Annotated in this window: 23 protein-coding genes and 1 pseudogene; 14 read left to right on the top strand and 10 right to left on the bottom strand. The window is 71.2% G+C overall.

The window, feature by feature from the left end:
- Positions 1–6: 6 nt before the first annotated feature.
- From QFZ76_RS18235 to QFZ76_RS18205, 7 genes are all read left to right on the top strand, one after another.
- Positions 7–258 (top strand): acyl carrier protein, encoded by a 252-nt coding sequence (locus tag QFZ76_RS18235; RefSeq protein WP_307674732.1) that lies wholly within the window; start codon positions 7–9, stop codon positions 256–258.
- A gap of 4 nt (positions 259–262) precedes the next feature.
- Positions 263–715 carry an SRPBCC family protein gene (locus tag QFZ76_RS18230; RefSeq protein WP_307674731.1) on the top strand — a complete coding sequence of 151 codons (453 nt, stop codon included), beginning with the start codon at positions 263–265 and terminating at the stop codon, positions 713–715.
- A gap of 47 nt (positions 716–762) precedes the next feature.
- Positions 763–1,746: a carbohydrate kinase family protein gene (locus QFZ76_RS18225; RefSeq protein ID WP_307680055.1), complete on the top strand. Its 984-nt coding sequence runs from the start codon at positions 763–765 to the stop codon at positions 1,744–1,746.
- 320 nt (positions 1,747–2,066) lie between these two features.
- On the top strand, positions 2,067–2,840 hold the full coding sequence (locus QFZ76_RS18220; RefSeq protein ID WP_307674730.1) for a methyltransferase: 774 nt from the start codon (positions 2,067–2,069) through the stop codon (positions 2,838–2,840).
- 3 nt (positions 2,841–2,843) lie between these two features.
- Positions 2,844–3,668: a cyclase family protein gene (locus QFZ76_RS18215; protein WP_307674729.1), complete on the top strand. Its 825-nt coding sequence runs from the start codon at positions 2,844–2,846 to the stop codon at positions 3,666–3,668.
- Between the two features lie 12 nt (positions 3,669–3,680).
- Positions 3,681–5,015, top strand: a complete 1,335-nt coding sequence (locus QFZ76_RS18210) for an acyltransferase domain-containing protein (RefSeq protein ID WP_307674728.1) — start codon at positions 3,681–3,683, stop codon at positions 5,013–5,015.
- 52 nt (positions 5,016–5,067) lie between these two features.
- Positions 5,068–5,661: a TetR/AcrR family transcriptional regulator gene (locus tag QFZ76_RS18205; protein WP_307674727.1), complete on the top strand. Its 594-nt coding sequence runs from the start codon at positions 5,068–5,070 to the stop codon at positions 5,659–5,661.
- Between the two features lie 10 nt (positions 5,662–5,671).
- Here QFZ76_RS18205 and QFZ76_RS18200 read toward each other — a convergent pair whose 3' ends face one another.
- The 3 genes from QFZ76_RS18200 to QFZ76_RS18190 form a co-directional block, all read right to left on the bottom strand.
- Entirely contained in the window at positions 5,672–6,871 is a 1,200-nt protein-coding gene (locus tag QFZ76_RS18200; RefSeq protein ID WP_307674726.1) for an FAD-dependent oxidoreductase, read from the bottom strand.
- A gap of 40 nt (positions 6,872–6,911) precedes the next feature.
- The gene (locus QFZ76_RS18195) at positions 6,912–8,459 is read right to left on the bottom strand and encodes an MFS transporter (protein WP_307674725.1); all 1,548 of its coding nucleotides are present in this window, start codon (positions 8,457–8,459) and stop codon (positions 6,912–6,914) included.
- A 112-nt stretch (positions 8,460–8,571) separates the two neighbouring features.
- Complete coding sequence (locus QFZ76_RS18190) at positions 8,572–9,231, bottom strand: response regulator transcription factor (protein ID WP_307674724.1); 660 nt, start codon at positions 9,229–9,231, stop codon at positions 8,572–8,574.
- Between the two features lie 479 nt (positions 9,232–9,710).
- Between QFZ76_RS18190 and QFZ76_RS18185 the strand changes: the two genes are divergently transcribed.
- Positions 9,711–10,193, top strand: a complete 483-nt coding sequence (locus QFZ76_RS18185; protein WP_307674723.1) for a hypothetical protein — start codon at positions 9,711–9,713, stop codon at positions 10,191–10,193.
- Positions 10,194–10,218: 25 nt separating this feature from the next.
- On the opposite strand, the gene QFZ76_RS18180 is transcribed toward QFZ76_RS18185, so the two are convergent.
- Both QFZ76_RS18180 and QFZ76_RS18175 read right to left on the bottom strand, forming a co-directional pair.
- Positions 10,219–10,557, bottom strand: a complete 339-nt coding sequence (locus QFZ76_RS18180) for a P-II family nitrogen regulator (protein WP_266439722.1) — start codon at positions 10,555–10,557, stop codon at positions 10,219–10,221.
- Positions 10,554–10,694: pseudogene (locus QFZ76_RS18175) on the bottom strand (ammonia channel protein); the annotation flags it as partial. The pseudogene QFZ76_RS18175 and the gene QFZ76_RS18180, both read right to left, overlap by 4 nt.
- Before the next feature lie 76 nt (positions 10,695–10,770).
- On the opposite strand from QFZ76_RS18175, the gene era reads away from it, so the two are divergent.
- On the top strand, positions 10,771–11,739 hold the full coding sequence (era, locus tag QFZ76_RS18170; protein WP_307674722.1) for a GTPase Era: 969 nt from the start codon (positions 10,771–10,773) through the stop codon (positions 11,737–11,739).
- 30 nt (positions 11,740–11,769) lie between these two features.
- Here era and QFZ76_RS18165 read toward each other — a convergent pair whose 3' ends face one another.
- From QFZ76_RS18165 to QFZ76_RS18155, 3 genes are all read right to left on the bottom strand, one after another.
- On the bottom strand, positions 11,770–13,095 hold the full coding sequence (locus QFZ76_RS18165; RefSeq protein WP_373464315.1) for a GH1 family beta-glucosidase: 1,326 nt from the start codon (positions 13,093–13,095) through the stop codon (positions 11,770–11,772).
- Between the two features lie 72 nt (positions 13,096–13,167).
- Entirely contained in the window at positions 13,168–13,434 is a 267-nt protein-coding gene (locus QFZ76_RS18160) for a protealysin inhibitor emfourin (RefSeq protein WP_307674720.1), read from the bottom strand.
- A 20-nt stretch (positions 13,435–13,454) separates the two neighbouring features.
- Entirely contained in the window at positions 13,455–14,525 is a 1,071-nt protein-coding gene (locus tag QFZ76_RS18155) for a M4 family metallopeptidase (protein ID WP_307674719.1), read from the bottom strand.
- 323 nt (positions 14,526–14,848) lie between these two features.
- On the opposite strand from QFZ76_RS18155, the gene leuA reads away from it, so the two are divergent.
- From leuA to QFZ76_RS18130, 5 genes are all read left to right on the top strand, one after another.
- The gene (gene leuA, locus QFZ76_RS18150) at positions 14,849–16,579 is read left to right on the top strand and encodes a 2-isopropylmalate synthase (protein ID WP_307674718.1); all 1,731 of its coding nucleotides are present in this window, start codon (positions 14,849–14,851) and stop codon (positions 16,577–16,579) included.
- A gap of 311 nt (positions 16,580–16,890) precedes the next feature.
- Positions 16,891–17,586: a TerB family tellurite resistance protein gene (locus QFZ76_RS18145; RefSeq protein ID WP_307674717.1), complete on the top strand. Its 696-nt coding sequence runs from the start codon at positions 16,891–16,893 to the stop codon at positions 17,584–17,586.
- A 147-nt stretch (positions 17,587–17,733) separates the two neighbouring features.
- Complete coding sequence (locus tag QFZ76_RS18140) at positions 17,734–19,815, top strand: MMPL family transporter (protein ID WP_307674716.1); 2,082 nt, start codon at positions 17,734–17,736, stop codon at positions 19,813–19,815.
- Between the two features lie 68 nt (positions 19,816–19,883).
- A complete protein-coding gene (locus QFZ76_RS18135; RefSeq protein ID WP_307674715.1) occupies positions 19,884–21,113 on the top strand; it encodes a sensor histidine kinase in 1,230 nt (409 codons plus the stop codon).
- Positions 21,110–21,790: a response regulator transcription factor gene (locus QFZ76_RS18130; RefSeq protein ID WP_307674714.1), complete on the top strand. Its 681-nt coding sequence runs from the start codon at positions 21,110–21,112 to the stop codon at positions 21,788–21,790. Before QFZ76_RS18135 ends, QFZ76_RS18130 begins: the two co-directional genes overlap by 4 nt.
- 213 nt (positions 21,791–22,003) lie before the next feature.
- On the opposite strand, the gene QFZ76_RS18125 is transcribed toward QFZ76_RS18130, so the two are convergent.
- Together QFZ76_RS18125 and QFZ76_RS18120 are read right to left on the bottom strand one after the other, a co-directional pair.
- On the bottom strand, positions 22,004–22,969 hold the full coding sequence (locus tag QFZ76_RS18125; protein WP_307674713.1) for a hypothetical protein: 966 nt from the start codon (positions 22,967–22,969) through the stop codon (positions 22,004–22,006).
- Positions 22,966–23,532 (bottom strand): SigE family RNA polymerase sigma factor, encoded by a 567-nt coding sequence (locus QFZ76_RS18120; protein WP_266439737.1) that lies wholly within the window; start codon positions 23,530–23,532, stop codon positions 22,966–22,968. Before QFZ76_RS18120 ends, QFZ76_RS18125 begins: the two co-directional genes overlap by 4 nt.
- Positions 23,533–23,565: the final 33 nt, after the last annotated feature.

Here is a 23,565-nt window from a genome sequence, read left to right as displayed (position 1 = left end):
GAAGCGATGGACGTACGAGAGCAGGTGGTCGCCGTCATGCGCGGCGTCGGATTCGACGGGGACGAACTGGAGGACGGCCGGCGGCTGGCCGAGGACCTCGACATCGACTCGACCGAGCTGGTGGAGATCGTCGTCGCCCTGGAGCAGCACTTCGGGATCGGTATCGACGCCGATGCCGAGGGCGGGTTCACCACGGTGGGCGACCTGGTGGCGTGTGTCGGGCGGCTGCTGTCCGTCGGCACCGGCGCGCGGAGGTGACGGGATGCCGTGGATCGAGAACAGCATCGTGATCGGGGCCGACGCCCGGCTCGTCTTCGACGTCACCAACGACATCGCCCGCTGGTCGGAGATCTTCGACGAGTACAGCGACGCCAAGGTCCTCTCCGAGGAACGCGAGGGCCGCTGGACGGAGATCGTGTTCGAGCTGACCAACGCGGAGGGGGCGAGCTGGCGCTCGTGGCGGATCATGGACCACCGCGAGCTCGTCGTGGTCGCCGAACGCCGCGACCCCCTCTACCCGTTCGGCTACATGCACCTGAGGTGGAGCTACCGGGCGGTCCCCGAGGGGACGCGGATGACCTGGACCCAGGACTTCGAGCTCGACGAGAAGTTCGACGTCCCGCTCGCCACCGTCCTGGAGCGGATGAACACCCACACGCGGCAGAACCAGGCCGGGATCAAGAAGAAGATCGAGTCGGGGGCCGTGGGGCCGTGACCCGACCCCCGTCCCCGGCGCGCATCGCCGTCACCGGGTCCATCGCGATGGACCACCTCATGTCCTTCCCGGGCCGGTTCGCCGAGCAGCTCGTCGCCGACCACCTGCACAGCGTCTCCCTGTCGTTCCTCTGCGACCGGCTGGAGATACGGCGTGGCGGCGTCGCGGCCAACATCGCGTACGGCCTCGGGCGGCTCGGGATGGCCCCGGTGCTGGTCGGCGCGGCCGGGGCCGACTTCCCCGACTACCAGGTGTGGCTCAAGCAGCACGGCGTCGACACCGACTCCGTACTGGTCGTGCCGGGCGAGCACACGGCACGGTTCGTGTGCACGACCGACGCGGACCACAACCAGATCGCCACGTTCCACGCCGGCGCGATGCGGGCGGCGTACACCATCGCCCTGCGGGACGTGCGCCAACGCGTCGGGGAGCTCGGCCTGGTGGTGGTGTCGCCGAACGACCCGGCGGCGATGCTGCGGCACACCGAGGAGTGCCGCGGCGCCGGACTGCCCTTCGTCGCCGACCCCTCCCAGCAGCTCGCCCGCATGGACCGGGCAGACGTCCGGTTCCTGCTGGGGGAGGCCCGCTGGCTGTTCACCAACGAGTACGAGGCCGCGCTGCTCCAGGAGTGCACCGGCTGGGGCGCCGCGAGCGTCCTGGACCGGGTCGGCACCTGGGTGCCCACGCTCGGCGCGGGCGGCGTACGCCTGCAACGCGCCGGCCACGAAAGCGTCGTCGTGCCCGCCGTGCCGGGCGTCGCGGTGACCGACCCCACGGGCGCGGGAGACGCGCTGCGGGCGGGCATGCTGGCCGCCCTCGCGCTCGACGTACCGGTCGAGGCGGCGGCCCGGCTGGGCTGCGCCCTCGCGTCCTTCGCCCTGGAGTCGATCGGCACGCAGACGTATGCGCCGGGCGCGCGGGCGGTGGCGGGGCGGGTGCGGGAGGCCTACGGCGAGCGAGTGATGTCGACGCTGGCCGAGGTGCCGGCGCTGGCCACGGTGTGCGCGCCGTCGGCGCGGAGGCTTCTGTGAAGCGCCGGCGCGGACATGTGCCTGTGAGCCCGGTGCGTGCGGAGGGGCGTGTGAACAGGGGCCGCGGGGAGGAAGCCGTGAATCAGGGGCGCGGGTATGGGCCTGTGAACCCAGTGCACGTGGAGGGGCCTGTGAACAGGGGCCGCGGGGAGGAGGCCGTGAATCAGGGGCGCGGGTATGGGGCTGTGAACCCAGTGCACGCGGAGGGCTCCGTGAACCCGGTACGCGGGCAAGGCCCCGCGAGCCCAGTGCGCGCGGCCGGCCCCGTGTACAAGGGCCACAGTGAGGATTCCGTGAGCCGAGGGCGCGGGGAGGAGCCTGTGAACCGCGTACACGGCGACGAGCCCGTGAACCGCCGTCGCCGTATACGCCCCGGTCCGCTCCTGATCCCGGTGACCGTCGCCGGGATCGTGCCCACGGTGCTGGGGTTGTGGCTGCCCGGCCCGCAACTGCCCCTGTTCCGCGCGCTGTCGCTGCCGATCGGGGTCCTCCTCGTCCTGCTGGGCGCCTGGATGACCGTGGACGCCGTGGACCGCGTCTATCTGCGCCAGCCCACGCCCCTCGGCGACCGGCCGCCCGAACACCTCGTGCGCTCCGGCTGGTACGGCGTGATCAGGAACCCCATGGCCGCCGGGATGACCCTCGTCCTGGCCGCCGAGACCCTGCTGTGGTCCGCGCCGGTCATCGCCCTGTGGGCCGCGTTCGTACTGGCCGTCTCCTGGACGACCGCCCGCCGGATCGAGGAGCCGGGACTGTCCGAGACCTTCGGTGCCGAGTACGCCGCCTACCGGCGCGCCGTGCCCGCGTGGATACCCGGCACCAGGGCGGGCACGGGGCGCCGGGCCGTCCGCCGCCGGCGGAACGCGCGCGAAGAGCAGCAGTCGCGACCGACCGGGGACCAGCAGCCGGGACCGACCGGAGAGCAGCAGTCGCGACCGACCGGGGACCAGCAGCCGGGACCGACCGGAGAGCAGCAGTCGCGACCGACCGGGGACCAGCAGCCGGGACCGACCGGAGAGCAGCAGCCGGGACCGACCGGGGACCAGCAGCCGGGACCGACCGGAGAGCAGCAGCCGGGACCGACCAAGGAGTAGCCCGTGTTCGTCGATCTGAGCATCCCCGTCAGCCGCCGCGCCCCCGGCGTCGAGTTCGAGCAGTGGCTCCACCGGGACGGGATCCGCCACCTCTCCCGCAGGATCAGGGCGTTGCCCGGTGACAGCCGCCGGGACCGTTTCGTCAACCACCTGCGCTGGCTCACCGGCAGCCGCCGCCTGCGCGAACAGGACCTGCCCGACGGCTGCTTCATGTCGAACGAGTTCTACCGGATGTCCGTCCACCAGGGCACCCACGTCGACGCGCCCTTCCACTACGGCCCGGAGTGCGAGGGACGCCCCGCGAAGAAGGTCATGGACCTGCCCCTGGAGTGGTTCCACGGCCACGGCGTCGTCCTCGACGTGCGCGGCTGCGGCGGCCGGGTGACGGCGGCCGACGTCAAGGAGGCGCTGCGCACGGCCGGTCGGGAGGTCGGACCCGGCTGGGTGGCGCTGTTCCGCACCGACGCCGATCTGCGGCTCGGCACCCCGGCGTACTACACCGAGTCCACGGCGATCACTCCCGAGGCCGTCGACCTCCTCCTGGACCTCGGCGTCAAGGTACTCGGCACGGACTGCTGGAGCTTCGACGGGCCGGCCCGCCGGATGGTCGAGGACTTCTTCGCCACGGGCGACTCCGGTGCGCTCTGGCCCACCCATCTGCACGGCAGGCGACGGGAGTTCATCCAGATCGAGGGCCTGGCCAGGCTGCGGACCCTCCCCGACGGCCCGTTCACGTTCATGGCGTTCCCGATCGCCCTCGCCGACGCGGGCGCGGCCTGGTGCCGGGCGGTGGCGCGCACGGGGCCCACAGACCCCGCCCCCAGGTGAAGGGCCCCCACCATGGCTTACGACCCCTCCGTCCCCGACCCCTCCGACCCCGCCGTCCCCGACCCCTCCGTCCCTAACGCCCCCCGCACCACCCACCTGCTCACCCTCTCCGCAGCCACCCCGGACGCCCTGACCGCCACCGCCCGCGACACCGCCGCCCACCTCGCCACGCTCGGCGACGCCTCCCCCGCCCCGCTGTGCTCCAGGGCCGCCGGAGGGCCGCATTCCGGCCACCGGCTCGGCGTGGTGGGCCGTACGGCGGGCGAGTTGGCCGACCGGATCGGTGCCCACCTGGCGGGCGAGCCGGTCCGGGAGGTCTTCGCGGGCCACGCCGCCCCGGCCCGTCGGCCGCCCGTCGCCTTCCTCTTCAGCGGCCAGGGAGCGCAGTACGCCGGCATGGCCCAGGGCCTCCACCGCACGGAACCGGTGTTCAGAGACGCCTTCGACCGGTGCGCGGAGGCCGCCCGGCCCTTCGTCGCCGTCCCCCTCCAGGAGCTGCTCGACCCGGGCGCCGGGCCGTCCGTGGTGTACCGGCTCGCCCACGCGGCCCTCGGCACGTTCTGCGTCGACATCGCCCTCGCCGAGCTGTGGCGCAGCTGGGGCATCGAACCCGCGGCGGTGCTCGGCTTCAGCTCGGGCGAGTACGCCGCCGCCTGCTGGGCGGGGATCCTCGCCCCGGAGGACGCGGTGCGGCTGCTCGGTACGCAGGTCACGCTGGCCGAGCGGGTCACCGACGGCGCGATGGCGGTCGTCGCCCTGGGGGAGGAGGCCGCGCTCCGACTCCTCGCGGAGACCGAGCCGTCGGTGGGCCTCGCGGCGGTCATCTCCCCGGGCGAGGTGTCCCTGTCGGGCCGGGCCACGGCGCTGGCCCGGATCGTGGACCGGCTCACGGCCTCCGGCATCCGGACCAGCAGCCTGCCGGTGTCGTCGGGCCTGCACTCACCGCTGCAGGAACCCGCGCTCGCCGAACTGCGCGCCGTGGCCGCCACGATCCCCACGTGGCCGCCCCGCATCCCCTTCGTCTCCACGGTCACCGGCACCGGGGTCACCGGCGCGCTCGCCCCCGAGCACTGGTGCCGGCATCTGCGCGGCCCGGTGCGGTTCCTGGACGCGGTCCGCGCCCTCGATGAACTCGGCGTACGCGCCCACGTGGAGGTCGGCCCGGGCCGGGCGCTGGTCGGCCTCGGGGCGCGCTGCCTGCCCGGCGAGTCACGCATGTGGCTGGCCTCGATCGGCCGGAGCACCGACGGCACGGCTCCCATGCTCATGGCGCTGGGGCGGCTGCACACGGCGGGGGTGCCGGTGAGCTGGAACCGCGTGTACCCCGGGTCCCGTTCCGCCGTATAACCGTCTCCGAGCGGCCTCGAGCAGCCCCGGAGTCGTCCCTATACTGGGCGCAATGGTTGAAGAAGATATCGCCCGGTCCACTCCGGGCCGCCCCCGCAGTGCGGAAGTGTCCAGAGGAATCAATCTGGCCGCTCTCGCCCTGCTGCGGGAACGCGGCCCGCAGGGTGTCACGGTGGAGGCGGTGGCCCAGTATTCGGGCTCGGCGAAGACGACCATCTACCGCCGGTACAAGAACCGTTATGAACTTCTTCGGTCCTCGCTCGCTTTCGTCGAGGACATCCCGGAACCGTCCCCCGGACTTCCGGTGCGTGAGCGGCTCATCTATTTGCTCAAGCAATTCCGATACGGTCTCGAAGAGGTCGTCGGGCTCCGGGCCCTGGTCGCCCTGCTGCACGGCGACGAGGACCCGGAGTTCACCCAGGTCTTCCGCGAGACCATCCTCGGGCCCCGCCTGGAGGTCATCTTCAGGACCCTTGAGTCCGGCGTGGAGGCCGGCGAGCTGAGGGCGGACGCCGACTACGAGACGGTCGTCAGCATGCTGGCCGGCTCCTTCATCGCCCGGTTCGCCGTACGGGGCGCGCCGCCGCCCGCCGACTGGGCGGAGTCGGTGGTCGACACGATCTGGCCGGCGATCCGGGCCGCCTGAGACCTCGGAGTCAGGACACGTGCTCCGGCCGCAGCCCCACCCCGATGAACTGTGCCGTCCACCGGTTCAGGAACGGGAAGCGCCGCACCAGCCGCGCCGCGAACGGCCGCTCCACCACCGACCGCCGGTCCTTCGGATACAGGTCCGCCAGCATGTGCACCTGCGCCAACTGCACGGCCCACACCGGAAGTTCACGCCGCCGCTGCACCCGGCGCAGCTCGTGCGGTGTCGGCGTACGTCCCGTGCGCAGCACCGGTCCGAGCATCCGGGCGGCGGCCACCGCGTCCTGCACGGCGAGGTTGATGCCGACCCCGCCGGCCGGTGACATGGCGTGCGCGGCGTCTCCGACGCACAGCAGGCCGGGCCGGTGCCAGGTGCGCAGCCGGTCGACCCGGACGCCGAGCAGCTTCACGTCGTCCCAGTCGTGGATCTCCCGTTCGACGCGCTCGGCGAAGGGCGGGTGCACGGAGGAGACGTCGGTCCGGAGGCGGCCCAGGCCCTCCGCGCGTACGGCGTCGTACTGGCCCTGCGGAATGACGTACGCGACCTGCCAGTAGGCGCCGCGGTCGATGGTGATCAGCACGAAGCCCGCCCCGGTGTGCAGGAAGCTCATGGTCTCGCCGGGTTCGCGGGCGAGCCGGAACCACAGCACGTCCATGGGGGCCGCACTGGCCGACACGGTGAGCCCGGCGGCCTTGCGCATGGCCGAATGGCGGCCGTCGGCGGCGATCACGAGGTCGGCTCGGATCTCCAGCGGGCCCTCCGGGGTGTCCGCGCGCACCCCGCGTACCTGGTCGCCCTCCCGGATCACGGTGGTCGCCTCGGCCTTCTGCATCAGGGTGAAGCCGGGCAGTTCGCCGGCCTTGCGGGCCAGGAAGTCGAGGACGTCCCACTGCGGCATGAAGGCGATGTACGGGAAGCGGCCGCGGATCTTGGAGAAGTCGGCGAACGTGGTGGGTCCGGCGGGGGTCCGCACGGTGATGTCGGTGACCTTGGTGTGCGGGATCCGCAGGAACTCGTCCAGCAGCCCGAGTTCGTCGATGACCTGGAGGGTCGAGGGGTGGACGGTGTCACCGCGGAAGTCCCGCAGGAAGTCGCCGTGTTTCTCGAGGACGGTCACCCGCACGCCCTGCCGGGCGAGCAGCAGTCCGGCCATCATGCCGGCGGGGCCGCCGCCGACGACACAGCACTGGGCGGTCTCGGTCTTCATGGATCGCTCCTGGGGTGGGTGCGGATCGGGTGCGGGCCGGTCAGTGTCCGGCCGCGATCGGCAGGGGCTCGCCGTCGGGCGCGGTCGTGGCGAGGTCGCGGCTGCGAATGAGCGGGATCACGGCGAGCGCGCCCACGAAGGCCACCACCGCCGCCACGGTCAGGATCGAGTTCAGTCCGTCGACGAACGCGGAGTGCGCCGCGTCGGTGAAGATCCCCCGCTGCTGCGGCGGGAGTTCCGCGAGGGCGGGACCGATCTGCCCGGAGGAGACGGCATGGCCCAGCTCGCCCGCCCGTTCCTGGAGCGGGGTGCCCGCGAGCGCCTCGTGCACCGCGTCGCGCACCCGGTCGGCGAAGACCGCGCCCAGGGAGGCGATGCCGACGGCGATCCCCAGCGACCGGCAGGTGTTGCTCAGCCCGGAGGCGACCCCGACCCGGGCCGGTTCCACCGCGCCCATCGCGGCGGCGACCACGTTCGGGTTGACCAGGCCGACGCCGAGGCCGGTGACCAACTGCCCGGCGAGGAGGGCGGTCCAGTCGTCGGACGCGTCGAGCCCGCCCATGAGCAGCAGGCCGGCACCGATGCAGGCGAGCCCCGCGGAGACCAGCCAGCGGGCCGGCAGCACCGTGCCCAGCCGGGCCGCGATCGCCGAGGCCGCGAAGATGGAGAGGGTCAGCGGCAGCAGTCGTAGCCCGGCCGCCAGCGGTTCGTGACCGAGGACCGTCTGCAGATACAGCGTCAGATAGAGCAACAGCGCGAACGCCGTGGAGCTCATCGCCAGTACGCCGACGGCGGCACCCGTGGTGGTGAGCTTCCGGAACAGGGCGCCGGGGAGCATGGGGTCGCGCCGGGCGCGCTCGACCAGGACGAACGCGGCCAGCGACACGGCGGACAGGACGAAGCCGCTCACCACCTGGGTGCTGCTCCAGCCCTCCTCGTTGGCGCGCAGCAGGGCGAACGACAGGGCGCCGAGCGCGGTGCCGAAGGTGAGGAAGCCGGGCCAGTCGATCCGCCCGGCGCTCTCGGCCCGGGACTCGGCGACGCGCAGTGCGGTGGCGAGCAGGGCGAGGACGCCCACGGGCAGGTTGACCAGGAAGATCCACCGCCAGCCGGTGGCCTCGACCAGGACACCGCCCGCGAGCGGCCCGACCGCGAGTGCGGCGCCGCTGACGGCACCCCAGACCGCGAGGGCCACATGCCGGTCGCGGTGGTCGGGGTACGCCGCGGCGAGCAGCGCCAGCGAGGTCGCCAGCAGGGCGGCGCCGCCCACTCCTTGCAGCACCCTGGCCGCGATGAGCGTGAGCGGGTCCTGTGCGATCCCGCAGAGCAGGGAGGCGAGCGTGAAGATCCCCATGCCCCAGGAGAAGACGGCCCGTCGGCCGAACCGGTCGGCGAGGGAGCCGGCGGTGAGCAGGGCGGCGGACAGCGCCACGGCGTAGGCCGCGACCACCCATTGCAGGTCCGTGAGTGTGGCGTCCAGGGCCTCCTCGATGTCGGGCAGTGCGATGTTCACGATCGTGACGTCGAGCAGCAGCATGAAGCTGCCCACGGACACCACGGTCAGCGTCCACCACCGGTTGGGCGCCATGCCCCCTCCTCCGGTCGTTCATATGCGAACCATTCAAATACGCTACGAGGAGCGTATCGTATTTGCCCAGGAGGGGGCCAGGTGCACCGAAACGGCAGGTCGGACAGGTGGGTCAGGGCTCGGCGACCGGTTGCGGATCCAGGGAGCGCTTGGCGTACAGCGCTGTCTGCACGCGGTTCTGGGTGCCGAGCTTGGCGTAGATACGGCTGAGGTAGTTGCGGACCGTCTTCGGGCTGATGCCCAGACGCTTGGCTATGCGGTGTGTCGCCTGCTCGTCGGCCACCAGGAACAGGATCTGCCGCTCGCGCTCGGTGAGCTGGGACAGCGGTGAACCGCCGTCCGCCGGACGCCCGGACAGCAGCTCCAGGACCTGACCGGCCGCGACGGTGGACAGCGCGGCGCCCTCGCGGTGCACGGTGAGCAGCGTGTCGCGCAGTTCGTCCGCGCCGATGTTCCGGGAGAGGTAGGCGTTGGCGCCGGCGGCGAACGCCGCGCGCATGTAGACCGGTTGCTGGTTGGTGGCGAGGACGACGATCCGTACGTGCTGGAAGTCCCGGCGGATCGCCCGGGCGACCTGCGCCCCGTCGGACCCGGCGGGACACAGGCCCATGACGACGACATGCGGCCGCTCCCGGCGTACCTCCTGCAAGGCCGACATCCCGTCGCGGGCGACGGAGACCACGGAGAACTCGGAGAAGCCCTCCAGTAACTTCCGGAACCCTTCGGCCACTAGGCGCTCGCTGTCCACGAGCAGGACTCGAATCGATGACATGCGATCCCTTCGTTCGCGTCAAACATTCGCGTGCGTGAAGAGAGTGCGCGGGTGCAGCGGTGGTGCCCCCGTTGATGGCCCGACTTCCTTCGCCGGTGAATTAGTGGGCCGCTGTCAGTCGATGCTACACGTACTCGCTGGTTCGTTTCGGTCAGAATTGGGAGGATCATCCCGACCGTAACGACGGACGTTTATCCGCTGTTCCGCAGATCGGCCGCGCGGGCACGGAAATTCCCCCACGACCTGGCAGTTCTCCCTGTGGGACACGAATCCGGACTTTATTGTTCCGCTCTGTTTGTTCGGTCCGCCGTCAATTTGTCGATGCGCCGAAAATGCTTAACGTGCACTGTTTGTAGCAGTGCGGGCGTGACCGGCCGAATATCGCTCTTGCCGTCATCAGTCCCCTGCGCATCAATGAAACCAGTAGTTCTGATGGTCCGTCAGATTCGTGGAGATTACGGAAAGGGAGCCGGACCCCCATGAGAGGCAAGCGCAAGCGCACAGGAACAGGTGCGGCAGTCCTGGTCGGAGCCCTCGCGCTCACCGGCCTCGCCCTCGCACCCACGGCGGTGGCCGTCACCCCGGACACCGCCACCATCACCGCCGACTGCGGCACCTTCGGCGGCGGCGAGGCCACCCTGACGGCGACGCAGGACGGCACCGCCGCCACCATCACCGTCACGTCCTCGGCGATCACCGCGCCGATCGCCCTCGGGCAGGACTCGATCAGCTCCACCCTCACCCTGGTGAACACCGCGGGCGGCACCACCGCCTTCACCGGCACGAAGAACCCGGCCATGGCGGCCGGCGACCCCGTCACGGTCGGCCCGCTCGACGGCACCGTGGCCTCCGGCGACACCTTGGAGGCCTTCGGCGGGTCCCTCCAGATGACGGTCCTCGGGATCACCATCACCTGCACGGCGGCCGGCCCGCAGTCGCCGGGTCCGTTCGTGTTCGACTGAGCCGCGCGCGAACGCGGCCCCCTGCCTACAGCGCGTCGGGGCCGCGCTCGCCCGTCCGTACCCGTACGACCGTCTCCACCGGGAGCGCCCACACCTTCCCGTCGCCGATCTTCCCCGTCTGCGCCGCCTTGACGATCGCGTCGATCACGGCGTCCGAGTCCGCGTCCTCGACGACGACCTCGATGCGCACCTTGGGGACCAGGTCGATCTGGTACTCGGCGCCGCGGTACACCTCGGTGTGGCCGCGCTGACGGCCGTAGCCACTGGCCTCGGTCACGGTCAGACCGTGCACGCCGAGCTCCAGGAGGGCGGTCTTGACCTCGTCGAGGCGGTACGGCTTGACGATCGCGGTGATGAGCTTCATGCCTGGGACTTGACCTTCCGAGGGGAGGGGACGGAGGCGGTGACCGGGGCGGCGTGGCCCGGGACGCCGTGATCGTATGCGGTCTCGGCATGGACCGTAAGGTCCGCACCGGTCTGCTCCCGCTCCTCGCTCGCGCGCGGCCGGCGGTGAGGAGTCCGGCGGTGACGAGTGCGGGCGGACGCTTGTGCGGCGGGGCGCTGTGGATCAGGGAGAATGGGCCGCATGAGCGTTCGCAGCCAGTCATCCGAGCCGTCGGAATCGTCGGAGACCGCCCACCGCGCGGGCTTCGCCTGTTTCGTGGGCCGCCCCAACGCGGGCAAGTCCACCCTCACGAACGCTCTGGTCGGGCAGAAGGTGGCGATCACCGCCAACCAGCCGCAGACGACGCGGCACACGGTACGGGGGATCGTGCACCGGCCCGACGCCCAGCTGATCCTGGTGGACACCCCCGGGCTGCACAAGCCGCGCACGCTGCTGGGCGAGCGGCTGAACGACATCGTCCGTACGACCTGGGCCGAGGTCGACGTGATCGGCTTCTGTCTGCCGGCGAACGAGAAGCTCGGTCCCGGTGACCGCTTCATCGCGAAGGAACTGGCGGCCATCAAGAAGACGCCGAAGATCGCGATCGTCACGAAGACCGACCTCGTCGACGGCAAGACGCTGGCCGAGCAGCTCATCGCGATCGACCAGCTCGGGCGGGAGCTGGGGTTCGAGTGGGCGGAGATCGTGCCGGTGTCGGCGGTCGCGGACACGCAGGTGGGTCTGCTGGCCGATCTGATCGTCCCGCTTCTGCCGGAGGGCCCGGCCCTCTACCCCGAAGGCGACCTCACCGACGAGCCCGAGCAGGTCATGATCGCGGAGTTGATCCGTGAAGCCGCGTTGGAGGGTGTGCGGGACGAGCTTCCCCACTCCATCGCTGTCGTGGTGGAGGAGATGCTCCCGCGCGAGGACCGTCCCGCCGACAGGCCCCTCCTCGACATCCACGCGTTCGTGTACATCGAGCGGCCCAGTCAGAAGGGGATCATCATCGGTCCCAAGGGCAAGCGGTTGAAGGAGGTCGGCATCAAGTCGCGCAAGCAGATCGAGGCGCTGCTGGGTACGCCGGTGTTCCTCGACCTCCATGTGAAGGTCGCCAAGGACTGGCAACGGGACCCCCGGCAACTACGCAAGCTCGGCTTCTGAGCCGCCCCTCTTAGCGCGCCCCCAGGGGGCTCAGCGTAGGGAGCGGAGCAGGTTTGCGAACCAGGTGTACGACGCCTTCGGGGTTCTGGTCAGCGTCTCGTAATCCACGTGGACCAGGCCGAAACGCCGTGCGTAGCCTTCCGCCCACTCGAAGTTGTCGAGCAGGGACCAGACGAAGTAGCCGCGGACGTCCACGCCCGCATCGACGGCGTTGTGCAGCGCGCGGATGTGGCCGTCCAGGTAGGTGATACGGGGCTGGTCGTCGATGCCGTCGTACGAGCAGCCGTTCTCGGTGATGACGATCGGGGGGAGTCGGTCGCCGTAGCGGTCCCGGAAGCCGGTGAGGAGTTCGGTCAGGGCCTCGGGGACCACCGGCCAGCCGAAGTCGGTCACGGGGACGTTCTCGATCTCGCGGACGGAGAAGGGGAGTTCCGCCGGGATCGTCAGGCCGCCGAACTCGATGTCCTCGCCCTGCGGGGCGCCCACGCGGGTCGGGGCGTAGTAGTTGACGCCGTACCAGTCCAGCGGCTCTCCGATGACCTTCAGGTCGGCCGCCACGTCGCCCGGCATCAACTCGCCCAGGCCCTCCGGGTATTCGCCGAGCAGCACCGGGTCCGCGAACAGGCGGTTGAGGAGGAGGTCGTAGAAGGCGGCCGCCTCCAGGTCCGCGGGGTCCTGCGACGCCGGCCACGTCGGGCCGTGGGAGTTGGCGATGCCGATGTCGGTCGCGCCGGACGCGCGCAGGGCCCGTACCGCCAGACCGTGGGCCAGGAGCTGGTGGTGGGCGGCCGGGAGCGCGTCGAACATCAGCTGCTTGCCGGGGGCGTGGGCGCCCAGCGCGTGCCCGAAGAGGGTGTGTTCGGCGGGTTCGTTGATCGTGATCCACTTCTGCACGCGGTCGCCGAGACGGTCGGCCACGAGCGACACGTACTCCGCGAAGTGCGAGGCCGTGTCCCGCTCCAGCCAGTCGAGTGACACCGGCAGGTCCCAGTGGAAGAGGGTCGGGACCGGGCGGATGTCCGCCGCGCACAGCTCGTCGACCAGACGGTCGTAGAAGTCCAGGCCGCCCGCCGCACGCACCCGCGGCCAGGAGATCGAGAAGCGGTACGCGTCCACGCCCAGGCCGGCCAGCAGGGCCACGTCCTCGCGGTAGCGGTGGTAGTGGTCGCAGGCCACCGCTGCCGTGGAGCCGTCCTTCACCTTTCCCGGCTCGGCCGAGAAGGTGTCCCAGACGGACGGCTCGCGCGCGTCCACCGCCCCCTCGATCTGATGGGCCGAGGTCGAGACGCCCCACAGGAAGCCGTCGGGGAACGCCGGGAACTGGGGTATCGGGTTCGTCGCCATGCGCCGGATCATCCGTACTCGCGGGTAGGGAAGTCAACGGACAGGCGTGAACAACGAGTTACGCGCCCTCCTCAAAGAAACGACCTACGCGCCTTCCTTGAGCACCTTCGAGATCAGCTTCCGCTGCTCCTCCGTCAGCCGGGGGTCCGAGCAGTACACGGTCTTCCCGTCCACGGTGATCTGGTAGCTGAAGCCGTCCGGCACCCCGACCGGTGGCGTACCCCGGCCGGCGGCCACCGCCTTCTCGGCCAGGGCGTGCCATTCGTGGGCATCGGTCCGGCCCGAGGTGCTCACCTCGGCGTGCCGCTCGATGCCCGCGAAACCGCCCGTGCGCCTCACCTGAATACGCATGGTCCCTGTCTAGTACGGAGTCAGAGAATGCGCACCCCGACCTGCTCCCACGCCTTCTCCACGGCCTGGAGTTCCTCACCGCCGTCGCCGAACCGCTCCCGCGCTGCCTTCACGGTGAGCTTCGCGAAGTCGCCGAAGAACGCGCGCTCCGACAGTTCGCCGCCGGACAGTGCGTCGTACCAGATCTGGCCCGCCTTCTCCCAGGCGTGGCCGCCGAGTGCGGTGGCGGCCAGGTAGAACGCGTGGTTGGGGATGCCGGAGTTGATGTGGACGCCGCCGTTGTCGCGGCCGGTGCGGACGTAGTCGTCCATGGTCGCGGGCTGCGGGTCCTTGCCGAGGACGTCGTCGTCGTACGCGGTGCCCGGTTCCTTCATGGAGCGCAGGGCCTTGCCGGTGACGCTCGGGGCGAGCAGGCCCGCGCCGATCAGCCAGTCGGCCTCGGCGGCGGTCTGGCCGAGCGTGTACTGCTTGATGAGCGAGCCGAAGACGTCGGACATCGACTCGTTGAGGGCGCCCGGCTGGCCGAAGTAGGTGAGGTTCGCGGTGTACTGCGTGACGCCGTGGGCCAGCTCGTGGCCGATGACGTCGATCGGGATGGTGAAGTCGAGGAAGATCTCGCCGTCGCCGTCGCCGAACACCATCTGCTCGCCGTTCCAGAAGGCGTTGCCGTAGTTCTCGTCGTAGTGGACGGTGGCGTCCAGGGGCAGGCCGTCACCGTCGATCGAGTGCCGGCCGTAGGCCTGGAGGAAGAGCTCGAAGGTGGCGCCGAGGCCGGAGTAGGCGCGGTTGGCCGTGGCGTCCCGGCCGGGCTCCGAGCCCTCCGCGCGCACCTTGGTGCCGGGCAGGCCGGTCTTGTGCTCGGCGTCGTAGATGGTGCGCAGCGGCTGGTCCGACGGTGCCTTCGCCGTCGGGGCGGCCGCGAGACGGAACTCGGTGGTCACGCGGCGCCTGGCGCGCAGCTCGCTGTCGCGCATCAGGGTGCGCTGGGCGGGACCGGACAGTGCGGGGTCGTCGTTCCGGGCCAGCTTGTCGAGGACATGCGGCGGTACGACAGTGCAGAAGACGGGCTCGAAGCATCCGTTCGTCGTCATGCCCGGCACCCTTGCACTGAGTTATGACGCTGTCACTACTCGCAACCTTGATTGGTGAAATGTGGGGACAGGAAGCCTCACTCTCCGTGGTCGAGTGGTATGGCGCACTTTTTGTCCCATTGATCCCCGGGGTCCCGCATACTGATACAGGCCCGCGCGACAGGCGTGGCTCGGCTAGGCTACGGAGCATCATGCGATTCGGGCTGCTTCTCCTTAGCTGCCGCGGCGAGGGCCTGTAACCGAGGCCGACCCCCTCCCCGCGGAGTTTTGGCGTTGCGCCGTCGGCCGTCCTTCAGGACCCGCCTTCGAGGAGCCCCCGCATCATGGCGAACCGCCAGCAGCCCAGTTCCATGCCGATCCACAAGTACGGCCGGTACGAGCAGGTCGACATCCCGGACCGCACCTGGCCGGACAACCGGATCACCGTCGCCCCCCGCTGGCTCTCCACGGACCTGCGCGACGGCAACCAGGCCCTGATCGACCCGATGTCGCCCGAGCGCAAGCGCCGGATGTTCGACCAGCTGGTCAAGATGGGCTACAAGGAGATCGAGGTCGGCTTCCCGGCCTCCGGCCAGACCGACTTCGACTTCGTGCGCTCCATCGTCGAGGAGCCCGGCGCCATCCCCGACGACGTCACCATCTCCGTACTGACCCAGGCCCGCGAGGACCTGATCGAGCGGACCGTGGAGTCGCTGAAGGGCGCCAAGCGCGCCACCGTGCACCTGTACAACGCCACCGCGCCGGTCTTCCGCCGGGTGGTCTTCCGCGGCTCCAAGGACGACATCAAGCAGATCGCCGTCGACGGCACCCGCCTGGTGATGGAGTACGCCGAGAAACTGCTGGGCCCGGAGACGGAGTTCGGCTACCAGTACAGCCCGGAGATCTTCACCGACACCGAGCTGGACTTCGCGCTGGAGGTCTGCGAGGCGGTGATGGACGTCTACCAGCCCGGTCCGGGCCGCGAGATCATCCTCAACCTGCCCGCCACGGTGGAGCGTTCGACCCCGTCGACGCACGCGGACCGCTTCGAGTGGATGAGCCGCAACATCTCCCGCCGCGAGCACGTCGTCATCTCCGTCCACCCGCACAACGACCGCGGAACCGCCGTCGCCGCCGCCGAACTGGCGCTGATGGCCGGCGCCGACCGCGTCGAGGGCTGTCTGTTCGGGCAGGGCGAGCGCACCGGCAACGTCGACCTGGTCACCCTGGGCATGAACCTGTTCTCCCAGGGCGTCGACCCGCAGATCGACTTCTCCGACATCGACGAGATCCGTCGCACGTGGGAGTACTGCAACCAGATGGAGGTCCACCCGCGCCACCCGTACGTGGGCGACCTGGTCTACACGTCCTTCTCCGGCTCCCACCAGGACGCCATCAAGAAGGGCTTCGACGCCATGGAGGCCGACGCGGCCGCCAAGGGCGTCACCGTCGACGACATCGAGTGGGCCGTGCCGTACCTGCCGATCGACCCGAAGGACGTCGGCCGCTCCTACGAGGCGGTCATCCGGGTCAACTCGCAGTCCGGCAAGGGCGGAATCGCGTACGTCCTGAAGAACGACCACAAGCTGGACCTGCCACGCCGGATGCAGATCGAGTTCTCGAAGATCATCCAGGCGAAGACGGACGCCGAGGGCGGCGAGGTCACCGGCTCCGCCATCTGGTCGACCTTCCAGGACGAGTACCTGCCGAACCCCGAGAACCCGTGGGGCCGTATTCAGGTCAAGAACGGCCAGTCGACGACGGACACGGACGGCGTCGACACGCTGACCGTCGAGGCCGAGGTGGACGGTGTCGAGACCACCCTGGTGGGCACCGGCAACGGTCCGATCTCCGCGTTCTTCCACGCGCTGCAGGGCATCGGCATCGACGCCCGGCTGCTCGACTACTCGGAGCACACGATGAGCGAGGGCGCGTCCGCGCAGGCCGCCTCCTACATCGAGTGCGCGATCGACGACAAGGTCCTGTGGGGTATCGGCATCGATGCGAACACGACCCGCGCCTCGCTGAAGGCGGTCGTCTCGGCCGTCAACCGCGCGGGTCGCTCCGCTGGGTAAGGCCGCGACAGGTAGTGCCGCGATGGGTTGTCGGTTTTCTGCGGCGCCGTTGTGGTTGGTCGCGCCCGCGCGGCGGAGCAGCATGTTCAATGCAAGCCCCGCGCCCCTGAAAACGCTGCCCCGCCCGCCGTACATCGGCGGGCGGGGTCCGTCGTTTTCCGGCCATTGACCTGTGCAGGTCACGGAAAGGTCTCGTCCGGGGTGGTGACTCGGCCTCCTCAATGTGGCTAACATCACGCAAGCGCGGCGATGTTGCCGAGGGGGGCACCTCCCGCGCCCTTAAGGCTGTGGGGGCGTTACGGAGGTGCGACGTGCTGCCAGGACGGGGACGAAACGGCCATGCCGCCAGGCCTGGGCGCCTCCTGGGCACCCGTACCGCGTGGACACCCGCCGGGGACGGGGAGTTCTTCTGCCCCGGCTGCGGGGGCGACCGCAACTTCCAGCGGCTGACCGGCCGTCGCCGCTTCATCCTCCTCGGTGTGCCCGTGCTGCCGCGCGGCGAGACCGGTCCCGTCGTGGAGTGCGCGGCCTGCCGCCGCCACTTCGGCACCGACGTCCTCGACCACCCGACGACCACCCGCTTCTCCGCGATGCTCAGGGACGCCGTCCACACGGTCGCCCTCGCGGTGCTGTCGGCGGGCGGCAGCTGTTCCCGTACGTCCCTGGAGACCGCCGCGGCCATCGTGCGCGCCGCCGGCTTCGACGACTGCACGGAGGAACAGCTGGGCGCCCTGGTCGAGGCGCTGGCCCTGGACACCGGGCGGGTCTACGGCCGCCCCTGCGGAGCCGGTCTGGCCATAGAGCTGCACGAGGCGCTGGACCCGCTGGCCCCGCACCTCGCCCCGGCCGGCCGCGAGTCGATCCTGCTGCAGGGCGCCCGGATCGCCCTCGCCGACGGCCCGTACACCCCGGCCGAGCGCGAGGTCCTCGCCACCGTGGGCGCCGCCCTCACCTTCTGCGCGGACGACGTGACCCGGCTGCTGGTGTCGGCGCGGACGCCGTCCTGATACTCCGCATACTCCCCCGGGAGTAGTTCCGCCCGCCCGTCACCCCGGGCAGTACCGCGCAACTCGCCCTCCCGTCCGACGTATCGCCCCCTCCCCGCCGGAAGTCTGGAAGCGACCCAGACACACCGACCGGAGGGAGGCCCGTCCATGGGGGCCGCAAGGACACCTACACGGCGACGGCGCGCAGTGCCCTGGGCGGTGCTCGGCCTGTGGCTGGCCGCGCTCGTGCTCGTCGGACCGCTCGCCGGGAAGTTCAGCGACGTCCAGCAGAACCGGGCGGTCGACTACCTGCCCGACAGCGCGGACTCCACCCAAGTGGCCCGGGTCCAGGACCGGTTGCCGGGCGGCGAGGCGACCGACCTGGTGCTCGTGTACCACCGGGACGGCGGGCTCACCGCCGCCGACCGGCAGACCGCGGCCGACCAGGTCACCGAGGTCGGCGGCGCCTACGACCTCTCCGGCACCCCGCAGGGCATCCCGTCCGAGGACGGCTCCACGCTCATGTACCCGGTGTCCAGCAACCAGCCGGGCCAGGACGAGGAGGCCCGCAACGCCTTCGTGGACGGGGTGCGCGACATCGCCGAGAGCGGCGCGGGGCTCAGCGTCGAGGTCGGCGGACCGGGCGCGCTCAACACCGACATGAGCAAGGTCTTCGAGACCATCGACGGCACCCTGCTGCTGGCCACGCTCGCCGTCGTCACCGTGCTGCTGATCCTCATCTACCGCAGCCCGTTCCTGTGGCTGGTCCCGCTCGCCGTCGCGGGCGTCGCCGCCGCCATGGCGATGGCCGCCGCATACGGCCTGCACGAACTGTTCGACGTCACCATCACCGGCCAGAGCGGCGGCGTGATGACCATCCTGGTCCTCGGCGCCGGCACCGACTACGCGCTCCTGCTGATCGCCCGCTACCGCGAGGAGCTACGACGCCACGAGCGGCCGTACGACGCCATGCGCACCGCCCTGCGCGGCTGCGGACCGGCGATCCTCGCCTCCTCCGGGACCGTCGCGGCCGGGCTGCTGTGCCTGCTCGCCGCCGACCTGAACAGCAGCAGCGGCATGGGGCCGGTCGGCATGGTCGGCGTGCTCGCCGCGCTGGTCGCCATGACCACGCTGCTGCCCGCGATCCTGGTCCTGCTCGGGCGCCGGGTCTTCTGGCCGCTGATCCCCGCCTTCGGCAGCACGCCCAAGGCCCGGCGCTCCCTCTTCGGCGCCATGGGCACCTCGGCCACCCGCAGGCCGGCCGCCGTGCTCGCGGGCGGTGCCGTCCTCCTCGGCGCACTCGCCCTCGGCGCCTTCAACCTGCCCGGGAGCCTCAAGCAGGAGGACTCCTTCACCGAGAAGCCCGAGTCGATCGCCGCGATGCAGACGCTGGCCCAGGAGTACCCCGGGCGCAGCAGCCAGCCGGTCACCGTCATCGCCCCCACCGACAAGGCCGGCGCCGTCCTGGACGAGGCCCGCGCGACCGACGGGGTCGCCGAGGCGACCGCCGGGCGCAGCGGCGAGGGCTGGACCGAGATCGCCGTCTTCACCACCGCGGCCCCCGAGTCGGCGGGCGAGACGAAGACCATCGAGGCGCTGCGTGACAGCCTCGACGGCTCCTACGGCGCCTACGTCGGCGGGCCCAGCGCCCAGCAGATCGACCTGGCCGACAGCCAGTCCCGGGACCGCATGGTGGTCGTGCCGCTGGTGCTCGCCGCCGTGTTCCTGATCCTCGTGTTCCTGCTGCGCAGCCTCGTCGCGCCACTGATGCTGCTGGTCGCCGTGGTCGCGGTGTGGGGCGCGGCGCTCGGCATCGGCGGCCTGGTCTTCGGACCGGTGCTCGACTTCGGGGGCACCGACCCCGGACTCGGACTGCTGTCCTTCGTCTTCCTGGTGGCACTGGGCGTCGACTACGGCATCTTCCTGATGCACCGGATGCGCGAGGAGTCCATGAACGGCGCCGAACCGCAGACCGCGGCGCTCACCGCCCTGCGCACCACCGGCGGGGTCATCGCCTCCGCGGGCGTCGTACTCGCCGCGACGTTCGCCGTGCTCACCACGCTGCCGCTGGTGGGGATGGTCGAGCTCGGGTTCGTCATCGCGGTCGGGGTGCTCCTCGACACCTTCCTCGTCCGGACGTACCTGGTGACCACGGCGAGCGTGCTGCTCGGCCGGAAGGTGTGGTGGCCCGGGAAGCTGTCGCGGATCCCGGAACCGGAGCCACTGGAACGCCAGCCGGAGCCCGTGTGAGCCGCCGGCACACCCTCAGGGCGTCCCTCCTCTCCCGGAGGGACGCCCTCGTGGCGGAGGATGGGTCCGTGCCGGACACCAGCCGACCCAGCCTCAGCGACCGGATCATCGCGGCGATCCACCGCGACCCGCGCACCGCCCCGCACGCCACCCGCAACGACGCGCTCTTCGCGCTCGTGCTCGCCGTCGGCGCCGTATGCATCGCGCTGTCCACCGACCCCGCCCGCCGCCCGGACGCGCTCGGCTGGACGCTGCTGCTCGCCGCCCATGTGCCGATCGTGTGGCGGCGGCGCCACCCCCTGCTCGTCCTCGCGGTGGTGATCGCACTCGTCGCGCCCTACCACGCGCTCGACAACAACCACAGCGCCCCGACCCCGGCGGCCTTCACCGCGCTGTACACGGTCGCGGTCACCGGCCGCCCCCTGCGCACGATCCTGACGGGGGTCGTGGTCCTCGCCACCGCCCTGAGCGTGATGCTCACCGTCGACACCAAACAAGCCGTCGAACTGCTGCGGATCTCCGGCTGGATCATCGCCGTGCTCTTCTGCGGCGTCGACATCCGCTACTACCGCCAGTACGTCGCCTCGATCGTCGACCGCGCCGAGCGCGCCGAACGAACCCGCGAGGAGGAGGCCCGCCGCAGGGTCGCCGAGGAGCGCCTGCGCATCGCCCGTGACCTGCACGACCTGCTCGCACACAGCATCACCCTCATCGGCGTCCAGACCTCCGTCGCCGCCCACGTCCTGGCCGCCGACCCCGAGCGCCTCGACCGGGAGACGGTCGCCAAGGCCCTCGACGACATCTCCGAGACCTGCCGGAGCGCGCGCGGGGAACTCCGTACGACGCTGGAGGTGCTGCGGGCCTCCGAACACGGCGACGCGCGCGGCCCGCTGCCCGGCCTCGACGGCGTGCCCGACCTGGTGGAGGCGGCACGGCTCGCCGGCGCCCGCGTCGAGCCCGACGTCCGGGTCCGGCAGGCGCCGCCCGCGGTGGGTGCCGCCGTGTACCGGATCGTGCAGGAGGCGCTGACCAACGCGGTACGGCACGCCGGGCCCGGACCCGCCGTACGCGTCGAGATGTACGAGGCGGAGGGCGCCCTGCACCTGTCGGTGACCGACGACGGCACCGGGCCCACGCCGGGCGGCACGCCGGGGTACGGGCTGGTCGGAATGCGGGAGCGGGCCCGCAGCGTCGGTGGCACACTCGACGCCGGGCCGCGGGGGCGGGGCGGCTTCGAGGTGAGCGCGGTACTGCCGCTCGCCGCCGCGCCCGTGATGCCTGTAGGGGGAACCGGATGACCATCCGCGTACTGCTCGCCGACGACCAGACGCTCGTACGGGAGGCCTTCTCGATGCTCGTCGAGTCGGCTCGGGACATGGAGGTGGTCGGACAGGCGGGCACCGGGCGGGAGGCCGTGGAACTCGCGCGCGGCGCGCGGGCCGACCTGGTGGTGATGGACGTCCGGATGCCCGACCTCGACGGCATCGAGGCGACTCGGCTGATCGCCGCGGACGAGGATCTCGCGGGGGTGAAGGTGCTGGTCCTCACCACCTACGACACGGACGAGAACATCGTCGAGGCGTTGCGGGCGGGGGCGTCCGGGTTTCTGGTGAAGGACACGCGGCCGGCCGATCTCCTCGACGCGATCCGTACGGTGGCGGCGGGGGAGGCGCTGCTGTCACCGGGGCCGACGGCCCGGCTGATCGAGCGGTTCCTGCGCAGTCCGTCGGTGTCGGTGTCGGGGTCCGTGACGGGGGGTGGGCCCGAGTGTCTGTCGGAACGGGAGCGGGAGGTGCTGGTGCTGGTCGCGCGTGGCCTCAACAACACGGAGATCGCCGAGGCGTTGGGACTGAGTCCGCTGACGGCGAAGACCCACGTCAGCCGCATCATGGGGAAACTGGGCGCGCGGGACCGGGCCCAACTGGTCATCGTGGGATACGAGTCGGGGATGGTGACGCCGGGGGGCGGCGGGTGACGGGTCCGGTGGGGGCGCGCGTCCCTGGGGGCTCCGCCCCCGGACCCCCTGCCTGTGCCCACCGACCACCCGTCTCGGTGGGTCGAGAGGTGGAGGTCGAGGGTTACTTCTCGTCCGACCGAGTCGGGTGGTTGGTGGGCGAAGGTCCGGGGGTCCAGGGGGCGGAGCCCCCTGGGGCGGGGTTGAAGGGGCGGCGCCCCTGGGGCGTGGTCGTTACGGGAGGGTCTTCTGGTAGGACTTGTCCTTGTCGGAGTCGTAGATGAGCTTGCCGCCGGCGTCGTAGCCCTTGATGTGGGGGGCGACCGTGACTTGCTGGTTCAGGACGCCCGACGCGATGAACCAGCCGTGGTCGAGCGTGGCCTCGCTCGTGGCGCCGCCGTAGGAGACGGTCACCTTCGCCACCGAAGGAACCACCGTGCCGATGAACCCCCACCGGAACGGCAGCTTCCAGTTCCCCTTGTCGAGGAACGACTGCTGGTACAGCTTGCCGCCGTTGATGTCGGCCAGCACGGGCGGGGAATCCGGCAACCGGTCGCTGCCGCCGCTGGTGTTGAGCCCCGATGCCTCGCCGCCCTTGGTGTTGCAGATCAGCCGGGTCTCCTGAGGCTTGTCCCGCACGGCGACGACGTACATGCCGTCACCGGGTGCGTTGGTGTCGCCGGTGCTGTTCATCGCCAGGATGATCCGGTAGCTGTCGGCCGTCCCCAGGTTCAGCTTGATCCCGCCGCCGTCCTTCTCGAGGTCCCGGTTGTAGGCAAGGCACTTCTCCAGCCCGTCCGCGGCCTGCGCAAGCGTGATCCCGTCGAGCAGCTGCCCCGGCGTGGCCGGCCCGGCGGGCCCGGACGGCGTCGGCGAGGGAGAGGGAGTCGGCGTCGACGCCCGCGAGGCGCTGACCGACGACTGCGGCGACGCCGTGACCGACCCCCCGCCCGAACCCCCCACCGCATACGCCCCCACCGGCACCGCGGCCAGCGTCACCAGCACCGCCCCGGCCGTCGCCACCCGGCGCCGCCGCTCCACCACGCCCCGGCGCCGGATCGCGGGGTACGGCGCGGCCGAGGGCCGGATCGTGTAGGCGTCCTCGGCGAGCAACTCACGCAACTGCTCCTCGAAGCCCCCCTCGGCTCCAGTTCCCTGACCCTGACCCTGACCCTGACCCTGAGCTTGTTCCTCGCTCACCTGGTTCCTCCCTGCCCGGCGGACGACGTGCCGGCGGATGACGTGCGACTCTGCTCGGGCCGGTCCATGACCTGAGCGAGCCCCGGATATGTACGCAACTTCGCCAGCCCCTTGGACGCCTGGCTCTTGACCGTGCCGGGGGAGCAGCCGAGCATCTCGGCGACCTCCGCCTCGGACAGGTCCTCCCAGTACCGCATGACGATCACCGCCCGCTGCTTCGGCGGCAGCCCGGCCAGCGCGCCGAGCAGCACACCGCGCTCGTCGACCCGTGACACGGCCTCGTCGCGCCCCGCCGTCTCCGGCGGCGCCGCGGTCAGCGACTCCCTGACGCGCCGCTTGCGGAACCGGTCGCTGTTGCAGCTGACCAGCATCCGGCGGACGTACGCCTCCGGGCTGTCGCTGCGCGACACGCGCCGCCAGGAGCGGTACGCCTTCGCCAGCGCCGTCTGCGTCAGGTCCTCGGCGTGGTGCACGTCGCCGGTGAGCAGATACGCGGTCCGTACCAGCCGGGACCACCGGGCTCTCACGAATTCCTGGAACTGGGCCTCTTGTTCGGCCTGCATCAAGCACCCTCCCTCGCCCTCCAGACCACCGTT

This window comes from Streptomyces sp. V4I2 (genome assembly GCF_030817655.1).
Taxonomy (GTDB): domain Bacteria; phylum Actinomycetota; class Actinomycetes; order Streptomycetales; family Streptomycetaceae; genus Streptomyces; species Streptomyces plumbiresistens.
The sequence above is the reverse complement of the archived record's forward strand: the minus strand, read 5'-3'. Positions and strand labels throughout refer to the sequence as shown.

What these genes read in the sequence shown, in the direction of transcription:
- QFZ76_RS18180 (WP_266439722.1), bottom strand. Translation starts at nt 10,557, where the DNA reads ATGAAGCTCATCACCGCGATCGTCAAGCCGTACCGCCTCGACGAGGTC.
- QFZ76_RS18235 (WP_307674732.1), top strand. Translation starts at nt 7, where the DNA reads ATGGACGTACGAGAGCAGGTGGTCGCCGTCATGCGCGGCGTCGGATTC.
- QFZ76_RS18160 (WP_307674720.1), bottom strand. Translation starts at nt 13,434, where the DNA reads ATGCGTATTCAGGTGAGGCGCACGGGCGGTTTCGCGGGCATCGAGCGG.
- QFZ76_RS18200 (WP_307674726.1), bottom strand. Translation starts at nt 6,871, where the DNA reads ATGAAGACCGAGACCGCCCAGTGCTGTGTCGTCGGCGGCGGCCCCGCC.
- QFZ76_RS18195 (WP_307674725.1), bottom strand. Translation starts at nt 8,459, where the DNA reads ATGGCGCCCAACCGGTGGTGGACGCTGACCGTGGTGTCCGTGGGCAGC.
- QFZ76_RS18130 (WP_307674714.1), top strand. Translation starts at nt 21,110, where the DNA reads ATGACCATCCGCGTACTGCTCGCCGACGACCAGACGCTCGTACGGGAG.
- QFZ76_RS18155 (WP_307674719.1), bottom strand. Translation starts at nt 14,525, where the DNA reads ATGACGACGAACGGATGCTTCGAGCCCGTCTTCTGCACTGTCGTACCG.
- QFZ76_RS18230 (WP_307674731.1), top strand. Translation starts at nt 263, where the DNA reads ATGCCGTGGATCGAGAACAGCATCGTGATCGGGGCCGACGCCCGGCTC.
- QFZ76_RS18185 (WP_307674723.1), top strand. Translation starts at nt 9,711, where the DNA reads ATGAGAGGCAAGCGCAAGCGCACAGGAACAGGTGCGGCAGTCCTGGTC.
- QFZ76_RS18165 (WP_373464315.1), bottom strand. Translation starts at nt 13,095, where the DNA reads ATGATCCGGCGCATGGCGACGAACCCGATACCCCAGTTCCCGGCGTTC.
- leuA (WP_307674718.1), top strand. Translation starts at nt 14,849, where the DNA reads ATGGCGAACCGCCAGCAGCCCAGTTCCATGCCGATCCACAAGTACGGC.
- QFZ76_RS18190 (WP_307674724.1), bottom strand. Translation starts at nt 9,231, where the DNA reads ATGTCATCGATTCGAGTCCTGCTCGTGGACAGCGAGCGCCTAGTGGCC.
- era (WP_307674722.1), top strand. Translation starts at nt 10,771, where the DNA reads ATGGGCCGCATGAGCGTTCGCAGCCAGTCATCCGAGCCGTCGGAATCG.
- QFZ76_RS18210 (WP_307674728.1), top strand. Translation starts at nt 3,681, where the DNA reads ATGGCTTACGACCCCTCCGTCCCCGACCCCTCCGACCCCGCCGTCCCC.
- QFZ76_RS18205 (WP_307674727.1), top strand. Translation starts at nt 5,068, where the DNA reads ATGGTTGAAGAAGATATCGCCCGGTCCACTCCGGGCCGCCCCCGCAGT.
- QFZ76_RS18120 (WP_266439737.1), bottom strand. Translation starts at nt 23,532, where the DNA reads ATGCAGGCCGAACAAGAGGCCCAGTTCCAGGAATTCGTGAGAGCCCGG.
- QFZ76_RS18225 (WP_307680055.1), top strand. Translation starts at nt 763, where the DNA reads ATGGACCACCTCATGTCCTTCCCGGGCCGGTTCGCCGAGCAGCTCGTC.
- QFZ76_RS18140 (WP_307674716.1), top strand. Translation starts at nt 17,734, where the DNA reads ATGGGGGCCGCAAGGACACCTACACGGCGACGGCGCGCAGTGCCCTGG.